The sequence below is a fragment of the Sediminibacterium sp. genome, assembly GCF_030695065.1.
Lineage (GTDB): Bacteria > Bacteroidota > Bacteroidia > Chitinophagales > Chitinophagaceae > Sediminibacterium.
In genome coordinates this window covers 248,259-265,409 of sequence record NZ_JAUYTR010000023.1, presented here as the reverse complement: position 1 = coordinate 265,409, position 17,151 = coordinate 248,259, and the positions used below count along the sequence as shown (strand labels likewise).

The 17,151-nt window shown below is 34.1% G+C and carries 16 protein-coding genes; 10 read left to right on the top strand and 6 right to left on the bottom strand.

Annotated elements, in window-relative coordinates:
* Positions 1-6 precede the first annotated feature (6 nt).
* From Q8S25_RS12020 to Q8S25_RS12005, 4 genes are all read left to right on the top strand, one after another.
* Positions 7-1,359, top strand: a complete 1,353-nt coding sequence (locus tag Q8S25_RS12020) for an aldehyde dehydrogenase family protein (RefSeq protein WP_305538064.1) — start codon at positions 7-9, stop codon at positions 1,357-1,359.
* 57 nt (positions 1,360-1,416) lie between these two features.
* Positions 1,417-2,208, top strand: a complete 792-nt coding sequence (locus Q8S25_RS12015) for a hypothetical protein (RefSeq protein ID WP_305538062.1) — start codon at positions 1,417-1,419, stop codon at positions 2,206-2,208.
* Between the two features lie 74 nt (positions 2,209-2,282).
* The gene (locus Q8S25_RS12010; protein WP_305538060.1) at positions 2,283-3,071 is read left to right on the top strand and encodes a hypothetical protein; all 789 of its coding nucleotides are present in this window, start codon (positions 2,283-2,285) and stop codon (positions 3,069-3,071) included.
* Positions 3,058-3,885, top strand: coding sequence for a hypothetical protein (locus Q8S25_RS12005; RefSeq protein WP_305538058.1), 828 nt, complete (start codon positions 3,058-3,060; stop codon positions 3,883-3,885). Before Q8S25_RS12010 ends, Q8S25_RS12005 begins: the two co-directional genes overlap by 14 nt.
* Here the strand turns inward: Q8S25_RS12005 and Q8S25_RS12000 are convergent.
* The 4 genes from Q8S25_RS12000 to Q8S25_RS11985 all read right to left on the bottom strand — a co-directional run bounded on the left by Q8S25_RS12000 (position 3,882) and on the right by Q8S25_RS11985 (position 9,529).
* Positions 3,882-4,658: an SDR family oxidoreductase gene (locus tag Q8S25_RS12000; protein ID WP_305538056.1), complete on the bottom strand. Its 777-nt coding sequence runs from the start codon at positions 4,656-4,658 to the stop codon at positions 3,882-3,884. The two genes, Q8S25_RS12005 and Q8S25_RS12000, sit on opposite strands and share 4 nt — an antisense overlap.
* 8 nt (positions 4,659-4,666) lie before the next feature.
* Positions 4,667-5,299, bottom strand: a complete 633-nt coding sequence (locus tag Q8S25_RS11995; RefSeq protein ID WP_305538054.1) for a response regulator transcription factor — start codon at positions 5,297-5,299, stop codon at positions 4,667-4,669.
* A gap of 69 nt (positions 5,300-5,368) precedes the next feature.
* A complete protein-coding gene (locus tag Q8S25_RS11990) occupies positions 5,369-6,475 on the bottom strand; it encodes an acyltransferase (protein ID WP_305538052.1) in 1,107 nt (368 codons plus the stop codon).
* Between the two features lie 6 nt (positions 6,476-6,481).
* Positions 6,482-9,529: a two-component regulator propeller domain-containing protein gene (locus tag Q8S25_RS11985; RefSeq protein WP_305538050.1), complete on the bottom strand. Its 3,048-nt coding sequence runs from the start codon at positions 9,527-9,529 to the stop codon at positions 6,482-6,484.
* 172 nt (positions 9,530-9,701) lie between these two features.
* On the opposite strand from Q8S25_RS11985, the gene Q8S25_RS11980 reads away from it, so the two are divergent.
* The 4 genes from Q8S25_RS11980 (at position 9,702) to Q8S25_RS11965 (ending at position 14,181) form a co-directional block, all read left to right on the top strand.
* A complete protein-coding gene (locus Q8S25_RS11980; protein WP_305538048.1) occupies positions 9,702-10,190 on the top strand; it encodes a GIN domain-containing protein in 489 nt (162 codons plus the stop codon).
* Between the two features lie 105 nt (positions 10,191-10,295).
* Complete coding sequence (locus tag Q8S25_RS11975) at positions 10,296-10,904, top strand: DinB family protein (RefSeq protein ID WP_305538046.1); 609 nt, start codon at positions 10,296-10,298, stop codon at positions 10,902-10,904.
* 144 nt (positions 10,905-11,048) lie between these two features.
* Positions 11,049-13,472 carry a TonB-dependent receptor domain-containing protein gene (locus Q8S25_RS11970; protein ID WP_305538044.1) on the top strand — a complete coding sequence of 808 codons (2,424 nt, stop codon included), beginning with the start codon at positions 11,049-11,051 and terminating at the stop codon, positions 13,470-13,472.
* A gap of 124 nt (positions 13,473-13,596) precedes the next feature.
* A complete protein-coding gene (locus Q8S25_RS11965) occupies positions 13,597-14,181 on the top strand; it encodes a c-type cytochrome (protein ID WP_305538042.1) in 585 nt (194 codons plus the stop codon).
* A gap of 18 nt (positions 14,182-14,199) precedes the next feature.
* Here Q8S25_RS11965 and Q8S25_RS11960 read toward each other — a convergent pair whose 3' ends face one another.
* A complete protein-coding gene (locus tag Q8S25_RS11960; RefSeq protein WP_305538040.1) occupies positions 14,200-14,541 on the bottom strand; it encodes a hypothetical protein in 342 nt (113 codons plus the stop codon).
* A gap of 103 nt (positions 14,542-14,644) precedes the next feature.
* Here Q8S25_RS11960 and Q8S25_RS11955 point away from each other — a divergent pair, with 103 nt between their 5' ends.
* Positions 14,645-15,682, top strand: coding sequence for a nucleoid-associated protein (locus Q8S25_RS11955; RefSeq protein WP_305538038.1), 1,038 nt, complete (start codon positions 14,645-14,647; stop codon positions 15,680-15,682).
* Here Q8S25_RS11955 and Q8S25_RS11950 read toward each other — a convergent pair whose 3' ends face one another.
* The gene (locus Q8S25_RS11950; protein WP_305538036.1) at positions 15,683-16,156 is read right to left on the bottom strand and encodes a hypothetical protein; all 474 of its coding nucleotides are present in this window, start codon (positions 16,154-16,156) and stop codon (positions 15,683-15,685) included.
* Between the two features lie 41 nt (positions 16,157-16,197).
* On the opposite strand from Q8S25_RS11950, the gene Q8S25_RS11945 reads away from it, so the two are divergent.
* Positions 16,198-17,112 (top strand): sugar phosphate isomerase/epimerase, encoded by a 915-nt coding sequence (locus Q8S25_RS11945; protein ID WP_305538034.1) that lies wholly within the window; start codon positions 16,198-16,200, stop codon positions 17,110-17,112.
* The last annotated feature ends 39 nt before the right edge of the window (positions 17,113-17,151 follow it).

Sequence of the window (17,151 nt, the reverse complement as noted above, 5' to 3'; positions counted from 1 at the left end):
GCAATTATGCGAGTTAGAAATCCTAGAACCGGTGTGTACGATTATGAAATACCGGATTGTACTGCTGCTCAAATAGTACAATGTTGTAAGCAATTACGGAACCATCAAGATGCTTGGGTAAGATCGGGCATTACCAATCGTATTGCAGTTTTACAAGAATGGAAACAATCTATTATTGTCAATAGAGAATTGTTGATAGGAGCATTAGCTGCTGACACAGGTAGAACTTGGGAAACCACAGCTGAAGTAGATTGGGTGATTGACTCTATTGATAAATGGTGTGCTATTACTAACAGCTTTTATGAAGAATATGCCAATTGGATTCCATACCAATTAATTGGGGTTATTAGCCCATGGAATTTTCCGTTGGCTTTGTCTATGATGGATACCATTCCTGCCCTTTTATCAGGAGCTGCCGTTTTAGTAAAACCTAGTGAAATAACCCCTCGCTTTATTGAAGTGATGAATAGAACTATTCTTGCAGTTCCTGGGCTTCAAAAAATACTTTTATTTACGCCTGGTGATGCAAGCGCTGGTGCAACAATGGTAGATCAGGCAGACTTTGTTTGTTTCACGGGTTCAGTAAATACAGGAAAGAAAATTGCTTTAGTTGCGAGTAAAAAATTAACCCCTGTATTAATGGAAATTGGGGCCAAGGATCCAGCAATTGTTTTGCAAGGGGCTAACTTGGAAGTTGCAGCAACAGCTATTTTAAAGGGGAGTACTACCAATGCCGGACAAAATTGTTTGAGTTTTGAGAGAGTTTATGTTCATGAGTCTATTCATGATGATTTAGTTGATTTATTAATTGAAAAAACAAAAGCACTTCAGCTAGTTGCAGATGACCAACACAAAGGTGAAATTGGTCCCATCATTTTTGAAAAGCAAGTGTTAACCATCAATACCCATTTAGAAGATGCAAAAGCTTTGGGGGCAATTATTTTAACTGGAAGCGAAAGTTGCGAACAAATTCATGGTGGTTTTTATTGCAGACCAACCATTTTGGTTAACGTTACGCATAATATGTTATTAATGAAGGAAGAAACTTTTGGACCTATCATGCCTATTATGTCTTTTAGTTCTACAGAAGAAGTAGTTGAATTAGCCAACGCTTCTAAATATTCTTTAGGTGCTGCAGTGTTTGCAGCAACCAATGAGGAAGCAGAGAGTATTGCCAACCGAATTCATGCAGGTTCAGTAAGTATAAATGAGTCTGCTCTTACTGCTATTTTGCATTATGGCAACAATCTCAGTTTTAATATGAGTGGTATTGGCGGGTTAAGAATTGGCAAAGAAAATTTTAGCAGGTTCTTAAAGAAAAGAACCATTCATTTGTTAAAGAAATCTAATTCACATTAATATGTGATTGGTTCGAGTTGGCTTAAAGGGGTTCTTTGCAATCCTAAATTAATTCCAATGAAACCAATGAATGTTTTTTTTGCGGCTATACTATCCTTGCTGCTTTTTTCGTGTAAAAAATCGGATAATCCAGTACCAGGCCCTGTTGTGGAAACCAAACTCTTAAAAAAAATCTACACAAGCCCTAATGATTTTCAATTGTTTACTTACAATGAAAGTAAGCAACTCGTAAAGCTAACCAATCAATATGTAGATGATCCTATTAACAACGGGATTATTACTGAAGAAGCTGTTTTAACTTATGAAAGCAATAAGTTGAATAAAGTGCAATATGCTGATGGGTATATGACCTATCATTATACTGGGGACAAATTAGATTCTATTAGAAAATATACTTTGACTAGTAGGTTAGTTAGCGTTGATTTTCCTCAGATAAATGCTCAGAACCAATTATTGTCTATTACAACTAGGCTTCCAGGATTATTGCCTCTTCTGCCAGTTGCAGCCCAAAGAGTTTTCACTTATGATGCCGCAGGAAACTTAATTGGGTCGAGTTTTGCCTTAAAAATGACTAATAATAGTGATTTTGTTTTGCAAGAAAGAACCGTTTTTTCTGGTTACGATAGCAAGCGAAACCCTGATCAGTTTAGTTATACTGAAAGTTATATTCCTGGAATGGTTTTCATGAAAAATAATCCGGGAAGAATGCAGGTATACGATCACAGCAATGATTTGTCTGAAGATATCTCTTTTGTATATCAGTTTGATACAGCTGGAAACATAATAAAAAAGACTTCAACAACAGTAGGGTCTCCTAATGCTGAAGTAGCATTTTACGAGTACTATTAAAAAACTCACATACTCATGTGATTGTTTCAATCACATGAGTGTTTTTTCTTTGCTCAAGTTTAATATCACTATTCATGAAAAATCTCTTTCTATTTCTTTCAATGGTTTTCTTAATATCCTGTAAGAAAGATCCAGTGCCTAATCCTATTCCCAATCCAGACTTATCCAAAAAATTACTCAAAAAGATTTCTACAGATCCATTAGAGTTTCAATTGTTTACTTATAATAACAACAAAGACCTCACTAATTATACCATTCAATACATTAATAACGTGGTAGATAGAACAGTCTCTAAATTAGAAACATCGCTAACCTACGAATCTGGAAAGCTTGTTAAGCAACAATCATTAACTGGTACGCAGGAGTATTATTATACTTTAAATAGACTCGATTCAATTAGATCAACTGCTATAACAGGTAGATGGATTAGTACAATTATTCCAACCATTAATGAGCAAAATAAACTTGTCTCCATTTTAGAGTTAATGAAGCCGAATGCTTACGATGCTCCCAATGCATTAAGAATTGATTATGTGTATGACGCTTTGGGTAATCTAATTGATGAAAAAACCTATTGCAGGTATCAAACTGGTCCACAGTTTGTTTTGGTAGACCATACTGTGTTTTTATCTTATGATAATAAAAATAATGCAGAAGGCTATACCTATTCAAGTACTTTTATTCCTGGTATAGTTATGATGAAAAATAACCCAGGAAAAGTGGTTTCTTATGCTACAAACAATAGTGTAACATATGAAGCCAATTATACGTATAAATATGATGCAGATGGATATGTTACAGAGAGAAAGAAGCGTTTAATAGGTAGCAACGTAGAACTAACTTTTACTTATGAATATTATTAAAAAAATGAATAAATCCCTTATACTTTTTGCATCTATAATTATTGTCTTATTAAGTAGCTGTTCCTCTGTAAAGCTTTCTTTACAAGGTGATGCTTGGAATGACAAAGAAACTTTTCCTGTAAAAGGAAGGGGAATTGCTTTTATAAAAGAAAAAATAAGTTTTGGCGATTATGCTACTAGTTATGTAAAACGCTCTTGGACAAGAGGTGGAAATTCAAAATATGGAATAGGAACGGGAATGCCTGGCACCCCTGAGTATGCAAATATTATTTCTGTAGGTTATATTGATAAAAAGCAAACACTGAGATTTGGTTTATCTGATGGAACATCTAATCAATCAGATGTTTTTGCTGTTGCTAATTTTAACGCACGCGAATTTCAAATTGGCAAAAATGAAAATAGTCTTTTGAATATTGCATTAGACATTTTTCAACAAGCAAAAAAGCCCTCTACTTCTATGTTCTATGTTCAATTATATATGAATAAGGAAGAAAGTCCATGGCAATTGGTTCATGATAACTATACCTCTCAGCAGCCTGCTAAAAATTATATTGGTTACTTAGCTAAAAGTAAGAATCACTATTACCAAATAGTGCCTATTAGTAGTGTAGAAAACAATAAAGGTAAAATTATGAATATGCCTTTTGGGGCAAATGGATTTGCATTCTTAACCAAAGAAGGACAACCATTGGCAGCTGTTTCACTACTAGATAGAGGCACCGTTTATTTTGCTAAAGATATTTTACCAGATGAAAAGTTTTTATTGGCTAATGCAGCAACCGCTTTGTTAATGCAACAAGAACTGGGCGGTTAACCCATGATTCCTTTTACTGCTCCTCCATCTATTGTGATGGTTTGACCTGTAATAAATTTACTTTGTGAACTCAATAACCAAATGGCCAATCCAGCAAAATCGGCTGCTTCTCCAAGTTTACCTACTGGTATTTGCTGGATTCCAATTTCTTTCACTTGATCAAACGGTAGTCCAGTTTGCTCTGCTTTCTTGGTATAAAGTCTATTGATTGCAGGGGTATTATGTGAGCCTGGTCCTAATATATTTAATGTAACACCGGTTGAAGCTATTTCTTGAGAAAGGGTTTTAACCATTCCCACTACAGCTAGTCTTAAAGCGGTACTTAATACCAAATTTTCAACTGGCTGTTTTACTGAAACACTTTCTATATAAACAATTCTGCCATAGCCTGCATTCACCATTTTAGGAACAATTGCTTGTGTAAGCGCCACTTTCCATCTTAAAATTGTATGATAAGCTTTATCCCAATCTTCTAAGGTGGTTTCTAATACCATTTTTGCAGGTGGGCCTCCTGCATTAACAACCATACCGTGTATGGGTTGGTCATTAATTAGTTCTAATAATCTTGAAAGAGTTTCTTCTTCGGCTAAGTCGCCTGCTAATATATTTATTTGATTGGGTGCTGTTAATTGCAGCTCGGCTAGTTTATCTATTCCTCTTGCAATTGCTATCACCAATGCACCTTCGTTTACTAAAGCTAGGGTAATGGCTTTTCCAAATCCTGAGGTAGCTCCTCCAACTATAAATAATTGTTTTTGTAGGCCTAAATCCATCCCACAATTTAAACAATTTTATCTTTAAATGCCTTAGCTACTGCTTCACTTTTACTGTTCACATGTAATTTCTCATAAATCTTTTTAATATGACTTCTAACTGTGTCAATAGCAATAATCATTTCGGCTGCAATCATTTTATAACTGTATCCATTCACTAAAAACTGAAGTACTTGTTTTTCTCTTTCACTTAAATTATAGTCTTCTCCTTTTTGATTGTTCATAGCAGAAAACATTTTCAAAACTTGTGTTGCTATATTGGCACTCATAGGTGCGCCTCCGCTTGCAGCTTCTGTAATATATTCTAGTAAACGTGCTGGTGCAGTCTTTTTTAAAATATATCCATTTGCACCATTTTTAATTGACTCAAATACATTTTTATTGTCGTCAAATACGGTGAGCATTAATATTTTTACTTCAGTATTTTTTGTCCTAATATTTTTCAATCCCTCAATTCCATTTATACCAGGCATGTCTATATCCATTAAAATGACATCTGGATTAAATGCAGCTACTTCATCTATTGCATTGTTACAATTTTTGTATGCAGCAACAACCCTGAATCCATCGCTTCCATCAATAAGCATGGTTAAACCTTCTCTTAATTGAGGATTGTCTTCGTATATGAGTACTTTAATCATTAAGTTGAATTGTATGTTAAAACTACAAATTGAAATGGGTTTATACAATCACATAAATATGTATTTATTTTAGTACCCCCTTCCGCCTGTTAAAACCGAATAGATTTTTGGAACCGATTTTCTGATTAATTCACCAACTGCAATACTAATTGCTATTACTAACAATGGAATCAATAAATAACAGGTTATTCTGTTTAGCCAAAAATTGGACGTAATATTTAATGCGTAAGTCATTAAATAAGGAAGCATGGGTACATGTAAGGCAAATATGAAAAAAGAGTGTTTGCTAATTTGGAGAAACCATTTTTGGTTGATGGTATATTTTATAATTGGATCTATTCCATACCATATAGCAACCATACCACAAAGAATGGCTATTCTATGTAAAATGGTGAGTGTTAATTGTGTTTTAATGACATTGGGCTCTAGCTCGAATGCCATAAAAGTTTTTATTACACTTATACCTATAAATAGAATTAAAAATATTCCAGTGCTTAACCATTCGGGCCTTTTCTCTAAAAAAATTCCCCTTTTTTGTGCCAATACCCCAACACTAAAAAAGAATAACCCTTGGCCATCAAATATGAAAAACTGAATGGGAAAGAACCAGATAAGAAAAGTAAAACTCAACCAAATAATTGGAACTTTTTGTAAGACCCATCTAATAAATGGATAAATAAGATTGTATATAAACAATGCCATAATAAACCAAAGCTGAAAGGCAATGGGTGTAAAAATCCACCTAAAGAAAACGCCATTCCAACCTATTTCACTATACGGCCTATTATCGCCCATTTGATCTATTCCTGTTTGAGCTACAATTGCTGCACTACCCTTAAATTGTTGTAGTGCATAAGTAAACAACAATGCTATTGCGCTCCATAATAAATAAGGGATCATTAAAGTCTTAACTCTTTTTTTGATACTTTCTAAATAGGACCTTGAATCAAATAAAGCAAATAAATATCCGGAAATAATGAACAAGAGCGGTATCCTAAACCTAAGGAGTCCATTGGCAAATAAGTATTCAAAAAAACTAGTAAAACTCAGGGACTCTTCTACGGTACTATAAGGAGCTAAATAAGTTTCCTTTAAATTGTACCCGTGCACGTAAGACAGCAAACAAATACTAATGAAAGTAAAAAATCTGAATTTTTGGCTAAGTGCTCTATTCATTGTTTTTTATTGAACTGGTATTTGTAATTGAATATTGGTTCCTTTATTTAATTCAGAATTGATTATTAAAATACCATTCAAAGCATCTGTACGCTTCTTCATATTACCCAATCCATTTCCATTATCTGTGGTTTTTGTATCAAAACCTAACCCATTGTCTATGATAGATAAGATTAATTTTTTACCAATAACCGAAAGTTCAATTATGATACTTGAAGATTTTGAATATTTAGCTGCATTATTAACGGCTTCTTTAAAAATTAGAAAGAAATCTCTGCGTGCTTCCATATTCAATTTCACTTCATTAACCATATCGGCACATAAGAATTGGAGTTCAATATCTTTTGCTTCACACACATTGGTGGCAAACTCTCGCATTCTTGCCACAATTTTTTGCATACTGTCGTTAGCCGGTTTGATGCTCCAAACAATATCATCCATTGCTTCCATCATTCTTTGACTATTGTCAGAAATTTTATTCAAGTATTCCCCTGTTTTAATATTATCGGCAAGTCTTGCTTTAGCCATTGAACTTAAAATATTAATGGTGCTAAGTGTACTTCCCATATCGTCGTGCAAATCTCTTGCTACCCTTGTTCTAATATTTTCTACTTCTATTAATTTATTTAACCTTAATCGATGCATGGTATAAGCTATTAAAGCTACTATGGTTAATAATAGACTAATAAACCACCCTGTTCTCCAAAATGGTGGTCTAATATAGATTTGCATGCTACTAATATTGTTAGACCTATTGCCATCATTGTCTTCGCAATAAATTTGAAAAGTATAATTGCCAGGCCTTAAATAAGAGTAGTTAACAGTATTATTTCTATCCGCTTTAATCCAATCCTGGTCTATCCCTACCATTTTATAATAGTAAGTAAGCTTATCTCTTAGGATAAAGCTGAGTGCAGAAAAACTTATTGAAAAACTGTTTTGATGCGAATTCAACAATACTTTAGGTAATAATTGCAAAGAATCTACTGGTATATAAGTATTGGAGAGTTTAAAATCGGTAAAAGCTACATCAGGAGGTATTGTATTATTAGTAAAAGCAGTTGTAGAAAAATACAATAAGCCATTAGATCCAGCAAATAGAACAAATTGATCGCTGGTAATATAATCTGCTTCAGTGGTTAAGTTAGCTATTACAACTCCATCCTTTTTTTCATAGGGAGTAATAACACCATTTACTGGATTATATCTGCAAAGTCCATTTCTTGTAATCATCCAGCAGTTTCCTTTATGGTCTTTCCTGATGCGTAATACCGAATTGGCTGGTAACCCATCTTCTGTTGTTAGCCAAGTTACTTTTTTCGTTTTCTTATTAATAAAATTGAGTGCGCCAGCAGCAAACACCAATGTACTATCATTTAATTGATCTATATCGTCTCCTCCTTTTTGAAAAAGCGGATTGCTTTTATCCGAAACAGTGTAGTGATGCACTAATGTTTTTCCATCCCCAGTAAAACAATACAATCCTTGATTTAATGATGTTACCCATAAAAGCCCTTCTGAATCAAAGAAAATTTTTCTAACGATGGTACCTATTTTCTGAACTACATCAAAACCTTTTCCATTGTATTTAATAATATCACCCCGCTGTGTACTCATCCAAATATTTCCTTTGGGGTCTTCTGTTATAAATCGAATAGTAGATCTAGCAACTTCTTTTGCTTCTCGATATTGCATTTGTTTAAGTAAGGTGTCGTACACCATATACTTGCCTCCTTGACAACCCAACCAAATTTTACCATTACTGTGCTGATATAAACTCCAGATTTGTTGGTATTGAATTTTGGACTCACCTTTAATATGCTTGGGCATATTATTGAGTAATTCATTATTGTAGCTGGCTAAATTATTAGATAAAGTAAGTATTCCTGTACCCCATGTACTCAACCAGAATCCACCATTTTTTAATTCTAAAATGTCTGTTATTTCTATTCCCCCTTTTGTTTCGCTAAAAATAAAGTTGACAACGTTGCCACTGCTATTTTGATCACTAGACATGTACAATCCATTGTCGCTGGCAATCCAAATATTACCATCTCTGTCTTCGGTCATATGATAAATATGCTCATACTGAATACCAATGCTACTTCCAAATTCACTTTTATATAAGTTAAATTTGTTCAACCTTTGATTATAGCTGTATAAAGCATTGCTCCCATACATCCATAGGCTCCCTGTTTTACTTTCAAAAAAATACCTTAACTCTTCATATTGTGGATTCACATTTAAGCCTGCTGTATCTGCAAGCTCTTTACCCGTATAATCATAAACTTGTCTTATATGTCTATTGGGCCAGCTAAAAATCCAAAACCTTTGTTGTTGGTCTATATATATTTCAGTTAAGTTTTTCCATTGATTTTTTTTATTGAGTAATGGTATTTGAAGTGGGTTGTTTTCTGTAGTGTACACTTTTTTGTGTTTTCTATCATAAACTGCTAATCCTTTATTTAGGCAGGCAAACCAAATTTGATCAGTTTTTGTATTCTCTGCAAAAGCCTGATTGGCAACCCATCCTGCTGGTAGTACCATTTCATGCTCTGGAAGAAATGCTTTTTTACTATGGCTATACCTGAATAATCCTACACCATGGATATTCAAAAAAGTATTTTGTTTACTGTCTTGCTGCAAACGCATTCCACTTTTTGAAGGTATTGGTGTGGATGATTGTATGGGAATAGTTTGATAAATTAATGAAGCATGATTAAATAGACCTATTTTCCCTTGTGATGCAAAATTGAGTAATAGCTCCTGTTTTCCAACTGGAATAATTTGATTTAAATCTGCAATAGGTAAATCATCTTTACTAGGCTTACTAGTACCATAATTAATAAATCTATTTCCGTCAAAGCGCTGAAGTCCGTTTGCGGTGCCCACCCACATAAAACCCAGCTTGTCTTGGTAAACAGTATAAGTGACATTAGAGGCTAATCCCAGGCCATCTTCTTTTCCAATTTTTAAAAATGCATATCCTTCCTTTTGTGCCATGCAAATTAAACTCACATGCAATAATAGAAAGGCAAGGATCCATTTTTTCATTACAAACAAATTTACAAATGCTGTTTGGAAATTAGCACTATGTGAGGTAAAACCACATGTTTATGTGAGCACCAAACCTATTAGGGTTCATTTTTCACATCTATGTGCGATTGTTATTGGTTTTATGAATGGGCATTTTTGCAGTATTAAAATAATTAAAAAATTCAATTGTATGAAAAACTTATTCTTATCATTGGCATTAACAGCGCTTTGTTTTAGTGCATTTGCTTCAACAGGCTTGAAGCCAACTTTTAAAGCAGGCAAAGCAATGGCTGCGCCTTACAAGCGGTTGGTTGTTTATGGAAATTTAAAAGTAGTGCTAGTTAGTGCAGATCAACAACATGTTTCAATTGCTCCTCAATCTGAATCTGAAAAAGTAAATACCATTTATAGTAAAAATGAATTGGTATTAGACGGCTCATCTGTTAGTGAACTTGGCCAAGTTACAGTAAGGGTTCCAGTAAATCAGCTAGAATTACTCGAAATAATCGGCAATGCTACAGTGCTTTCTGAAAGTACTTTAAATATTAGTAATCTAATTGTGACAATGCAGGGCGAAGGAAAAATTAATATTAAAAACACCGGTTCAATTAAAGTTAAATCTGATTCTGGCTACCAGTTTAAAACAATCACCCAAAAAGGTAAAGTTTGTATTGAATAAGGTAAAAAGAATATTGTCTAGTATCCCCTTGGTTACGTATTCATATATAGGTTTTGTTATTAAGCAAGGTCCCAGCTATGCTGGGACTTTTTAAATCATTTAATCATGAAAAACCCGCAAGATTTTATTAAAACCCTTTCCATGCAATTGGCTCAAATAGAACAAACTTTTGAGCATGAAGTTGTGAAAGCAAATGAAGATAGTTTAAGTGTAATACCCAACTATGGTGGTTGGTCTATTCTACAAGTATTAGATCATTTAAATTTTTATAATAGATGGTATCTGCCAAAAATTGAAATGGCAATTAATAAAAGTATTACACAAAAGAAACGCCCACCTGAATTCTATAAGTCTGGGTGGTTGGGCGCCTATTTTATTAAAATGATGCAGCCAAAACCAGATGGAAGCCTTGCTTCTAAAATGGATGCACCTAAAAATGCTATCCCAGCAACTATATTAAATTCAGAAAAGGTATTAAATGAATTTTCAACTCATCTAGCTCATTTAAGCTGTTTGCTAAACTTGGCCATGAATGCTGATATCAGCAATACTCGTGTTGTTACGTCACTTTCCTCTTGGGTTAGTTTAAAAACTGGTGACAGTATTGCTTTTTTACTGGCGCATATGGAAAGACATTTTGTTCAGATTGTGCGAATTAAACAAAGCATACCACATAAATATGTGATATCGGAGTTGGAAACAGAAGCATATTAATCAACAAATGGTAAAATGTAAAGATGAATGGTGTCTTAAAAAAGAATTGGCTTCTTTCACTCCTTTCAGGGAGTTTTTTTCACCTCTTTATGTGATTTTCTTGCTGCTTTAAATCAGCAACTTTTGTATCCTCAAACATTTTTTATGTCAAAGTTATTTACACTCTTCTTTTTTGTAGGATTATTTCTTTCTGCTTCTGCTGCAAAAGAAAATAATATTAATGGTTCTGTTATAGCAGACGGAAAGCCAATAAGTGGCGCAGTTGTTTATTTATTAAAAGACACGGGTACTGTAATTGTAAAAACAACTATTACCGATACAGATGGTAAGTTTAGTTTTACTAGTACCTTGGCTAATTTTCGTATAACCGTTAATGCTATGGGTTATAATGAATTTACCAGCAGCATTAAACAACCAGGATTGCCCATTGAAGCTGTATTAACGGCTTCAGAAAAATTAATGACTGCTGTTACAGTTGTTGCTCAAAGAAAATTGGTAGAAGTTAAAACCGATAAAACAGTTATTAATGTTGATGCTGCCCCAACCAATATAGGAACTACTGCATTAGAAGTGCTTGAGAAAGCACCTGGTGTAATGGTAGACAAAGATGGAAATATTTCTATGTTAGGTAAAGCTGGGGTAGTTATCATGATTGATGGTAAGCCAACTTACATGAGTAATGCCGATGTAGCTAATTATTTAAAATCATTAAGCAGCAGTCAGCTAGATCAAATTGAATTAATTACACAGCCTTCTGCAAAATTTGATGCGGCAGGTAATGCTGGAATAATTAATATAAAAACCAAAACCAATAAACCAATGGGTACCAATGGATCAATTGGTGCAACTTATTCTCAGGGTGTAAACCGAAGATTGTCGTTGAATGGTAGTTTAGGATATAGAAAAGGGAAGTTTAACATATTTGGAAGTGTTAACTACTTTGATAACATTTCATTTAATGAAGTGTATTTATCTCGCAATATTCGAAATCCAAACACCAAAGAAATACTATCTGTTTTAGACCAAACTACTGGTATGAGTGTTCATGTGAAACCTTTTAATACTAAGTTCAGCTTAGATTATTTGGCTACAAAGAATACGAGTTTTGGAATGGCATTCTCAGGAAATTTTAACAATAACTTTTTTAAGTTACCTACTAGAATGGAAGTGATTAACTCGGCGGGTGTTTTACAAGGTGTTTATAATTCTGCTACTGAAAATGCAATGAACATAAATAATATTATTGGTAATATTTATTGGAAAACCAAGTTAGATACTACTGGAAGAGAGCTTACCGCAGATATAGACTTTATAAGAAATAGCTCAGACTTTAACCAAACTATGAATAGCTATTATTATCCTCAACAAAATAATCCTGCCGAATCTCCTTATATATTAAAAGGCCTTAATCCTTCTGTGGTTAAAGTATATACTGGGAAAATTGATTATGTACATCCACTAAAGAAGAATGCAAAATTAGAAGCGGGTATAAAAGCGAGCTTTGTAGAAACAGACAATAATTCATTATTTAATGTTTTAAAGAATAATGTATGGGAAGTTGATCCAAGAAGCAATGAGTTTATTTATAAAGAAAATATTTATGCTGCTTATTTAAATGGAAACAAGCAATGGAAAAAATGGGGATTACAATTGGGTCTTCGGTTAGAAAATACCATTATGAACGGTAACCAAATTACAACACAGCAAAAGTTTGAAAGAAATTTATTGCAGCTATTTCCAACAGCGTTTTTGAGTTACAAGGCTTCTGATATTAGCATGTTTACTATCAATTTTGGAAGAAGAATTGATCGCCCAAACTATCGTGATTTAAACCCCTTTCAATTATTGCTAAATCCTTTCACTTATAATCAAGGTAATCCAAATTTGCGTCCTCAGTTTACCAATAATGCCGAATTAGGATATAGTTTTAAAAATGGTATGATTACTGCTAAGTTGGGGTATTCAAAAACTACGGATATCATTACCGATATTATTAGAGCAAATGATGCTGAAAAAGTTACTTATCAAACCAGAGAGAATGTTGCATCAAGAGAGAATATTAATTTAAGCTTAGGCTTTAATAAATCTTTAAACAAAATACTTACTGCAGGATTCTTTGCAAATATTTATAACAATAAATACAATGGTATTTTCAATAACGAACCATTAGATGAACAGTTTACTTCCTTTTCACTAAATATGAATAACCAGTTTAAATTTGGTAAAGGCTGGTCTGCCGAATTAAGCGGGTTCTATAACCATAAAAATTTATTACTCGCACAAGCATTTATTGAGCCTATGTGGCAAGTTGGTTTTGGAGTAAGTAAGCAGGTGTTCAAAAATAAAGGAACCATCCGATTATCTGCTAGAGACATATTCTTCTCTCAACGAGTAAAGATTGACCAGCGTTACCAAAACCTAGATAGTAAATTTCAACAATATTCTGATAGCAGACATGTTGCACTTTCTTTCACATTCCGGTTTGCCAAGAATGCTTCTAATGTAATAAGAAGAAACGGAGGTTCATCACAGGAAGAACAAAACCGAGTAGGAGGCGGTAACAATTAAAATGAAAACGATCAACAATAAAATTGAAAAAATATTAGACAGTTTCTTTCATTTCTTATTGCTGTTAAGCGGCGAAGAGAAGCCAGAAGAAGTATCAATTGATCATATTTTATAAATCATAATAATGAAAAAAATAGTTGTATTAGCCAGTTTAGTAGGCATCGGTTTTTTAATCCAGTCATGTTTTGATAGTAATAATAATCAAACGCAAAGCCAAACTATTTCAAAAGAGCAAAGTATAGAGCGTGGTAAATACTTGGTTAAAATTACCGGTTGTGGAGATTGTCATTCCCCCAAAAAAATGGGCCCGATGGGTCCTTTTGAAGACAGTGCACAATTGCTATCAGGTTTTAGGGCTAATGATATTTTACCAGCAATAGATACCAATAGTTTAAAAAAAGGATGGGCTTTATTTTACGCGGAAGGCACTGCTATGGTTTCGCCAGCGGGCATAGCTTATGCTGCCAATATTACTTCTGATACTACTGGTATTGGCACCTGGAGTTTTGAGCAATTTAAAATTGCTATGACCACGGGTAAATGGAAGGGCTTAGCAAATAATCGTCACCTTCTTCCCCCAATGCCTTGGCAAAATTTTGCTCAAATGAAAGAAGAAGATTTAAGGGCTATCTATGAATATTTATTGAGTACAAAACCTGTTAAAAATTTAGTCCCTTCTGCTGTACCCTCTGTACTTCAGCAGCTTTAAAATCCAATGTTTGAATGTTTACTCTTCTGTGGCTGCTGGTAATTCGGTGGCCACTCCTTTTATGAGTAGTTGAAACTTTGTATTTAGCGATACAGTAAACTCACTACCTTCTAAAATCAATTTAGTATTGGCATCATCTAACATTACACTTGCCAAATCTGATGCTAATGCAGAGCTGCTGATTAAATTAGCCACTTTACCATTCTTGAATTCAATGGTGAATTTGTACCCTGCTTTTCTTCCGGTTCCTAAACGCTCAAAATCAATCCTATTAAGATCAAGCACTTGGTTATCCTGCTTAGTTCTTTTTAATAATATGCGAATAATCGGTAGGTACTTGGTCCAAATCTGGGCGTACATGTAGCAGGGTTAATGGTTAAGAATGGTACAAAGGTCCGAAATTTATTGACGATTTCCGAATTTGGTTTTTAAAAGTCCGCTTATCTTCTATATTCGCATTATTATGAATGCAATTTCCGGGGTAACAATAAACAAGCTAATGGTGCACCAGGCGGGCAATGCAGCCCAAGGAGGCACCCTAATTTTATCTGAAACTGCTCATGAAATTCCTGATGAATTTTGGCAGCAAACACTGGCCCATTTTTTCCTAAAACCCTTTAATGAGGCTGAACAATACCGTTTAAGCCTAGAAAATAACTTGGTTTACAATACCATAGCTCAAGTATTTGATGGTGACACTTCCTTTGAAACAGGGAGTAAAACGCTGGCTGAACATTTTCATGTTAAGAGTCAGTCGGTTTTTGCTAAATCAGGTGAATTGTATATGGTATTTTTTGAAAATATTCCTTTTGATGATGGTTTTACCGACGCAATTGGCCTTTTTCATACTTGTACCAAAGACCAATTCTTAAAAGTCAATACCAAACCAACTGGCATTAATTTGACTTTAGAAGACGGGATTGACCTAAAAAAGCCCGAAAAAGGGGTCATTTTGCTAAGAAAAGAGCAAAATCAAGGGTTTTTGGCTTTAATTCATGAATCGGCTGCTTCCAAAGAAGGGGACGCTGCTTTTTGGAAATCTGCTTTTTTGCAAGCAAGCCCAATTGTAAATAGTTACCATAATACCAATGAAACATTGGGAATGTGTAAGCTTTTTATCAGCAAAGAATTAAATGAGCATTTTGACACCAACAAAACCGATCAAATTGATATGCTACAAAGAAGCATGGATTATTTTAAAACCCATGATCAATTTCAATTAGACCAGTTTAGTAAGGAAGTTTTATACCACCCTGAAGTAATTGATAGTTTTACCCAATATAAGCAACAATATGAAGTAGCTAAGCAAGTAAATATTGAGGACGAATTTGCTATTAACCCAGCTGCTATTCAAAAACAGCAAAGGCAATTTAAAAGCATACTTAAATTAGACAAGAACTTTCATGTATATGTTCATGGTCGTAGAGACCTTATAGAAAAAGGCTACGATGAAATGACAGGCAAACATTACTACAAACTTTACTTTGATCAGGAGCAATAATTAGCATTCATTCATCATTTGTAAGTAATCGTATTGCAAGTCTTCATGTAGGGTACCAAGTGCTGCATTTATTTTTTTAATTTGTTGTTTATACAAATTAGCCAATGCAGTGCTTTTCATAAATGGAATCCCCGATTTTTTTAGACTTAAACTAAAATGCAGCAAAATGGCAACTTCTGCTTGCTTAGAGCCAGTGTAGCGAATATGTTTGGTAGCAATTCTTAGTATTTTACGAAGGGTTTTTTTTACAAAATAAAGGTTTTGGCCTGGATCAATTTCACCAAACTCATCTGTGATCTGTTGATTTACTTCAGCTATATAAGCTTCTTCGTTATGTGCTTCAAATAATAAATAGGTAAGTAACTCTTTATTCTCTTTCTTAAACTTTGCCAGTCTTAAACAGAGTTCTGCCAACTCTTTGGTTGAGTGGCTCATTAAAGCCTGTTTGATCTCGTGCACAGATGCTGCTTTCATACAAAATTTGCGTACTTTGGTTATCACAAAAAATCAAAAATATGCAATTGAACCGTCGTAAATTTTTACAAAAAGGCACTTTAGCTGCTTTGGCAACTGTTACCCTTCCTTCTTGGGCTTCTGCTTCAGCCAAAAAGAAATTCATTACGGGTGTTCAATTGTATTCTGTGCGTGAAGATATGCGTAAAGACCCATTGACTACTTTAAAAGCCGTTGCGGAAATGGGATATAAAAATGTAGAGCACGCCAATTATGTGAATAGAAAATTTTATGGCTATACTGCTACTGAATTTAAAAAAGTATTAAGCGATTTGGGTATGAAAATGCCCTCTGGCCATACTGTAATGGGTGCCAATCATTGGGATGCAACAAAAAAAGACTTTACCGACACCTGGAAGTATACCATTGAAGATGCGGCATTAGTTGGTCAAGAATTGGTGATTAGCCCATCTTTAGAATCTGGGTTGCGTAAGTCTAAAGACGATATGTTGCGCTTTATGGAAGTGTTTAATAAATGTGGGGAGCTCTGTAAAAAATCGGGAATGCGTTTTGGTTATCACAACCACGATTTTGAATTCACCCAAATGATGGGCACTGAAACCATGTATGAGGTAATGCTAAATAATACCGATCCTACCATGGTAACACAACAATTTGATATGGGAAATTTATATGGTACAGGTGCAGATGCATTAGCTATTGTGAAAAAGTATCCAGGTCGCTTTGTTTCAATGCATGTAAAAGATGAAATCAAAAGAGCAAATGGCAACGGATATGAAAGTACCATTTTAGGTAAGGGAGTTCAACAGGTAAAAGAAATTATTGAAGAGGGTTTAAAAAATGGAGGGACTATTCATTTTATTGTTGAGCAAGAAGCATATCAAGGTATTACACCTTTAGAATGTATAAAAGAAGATTTCAAAGTAATGAAGCAATGGGGATTTAAAGGCCAATAATATGATTGGTAGAATCATTGTTACAAATCGTTAATATCA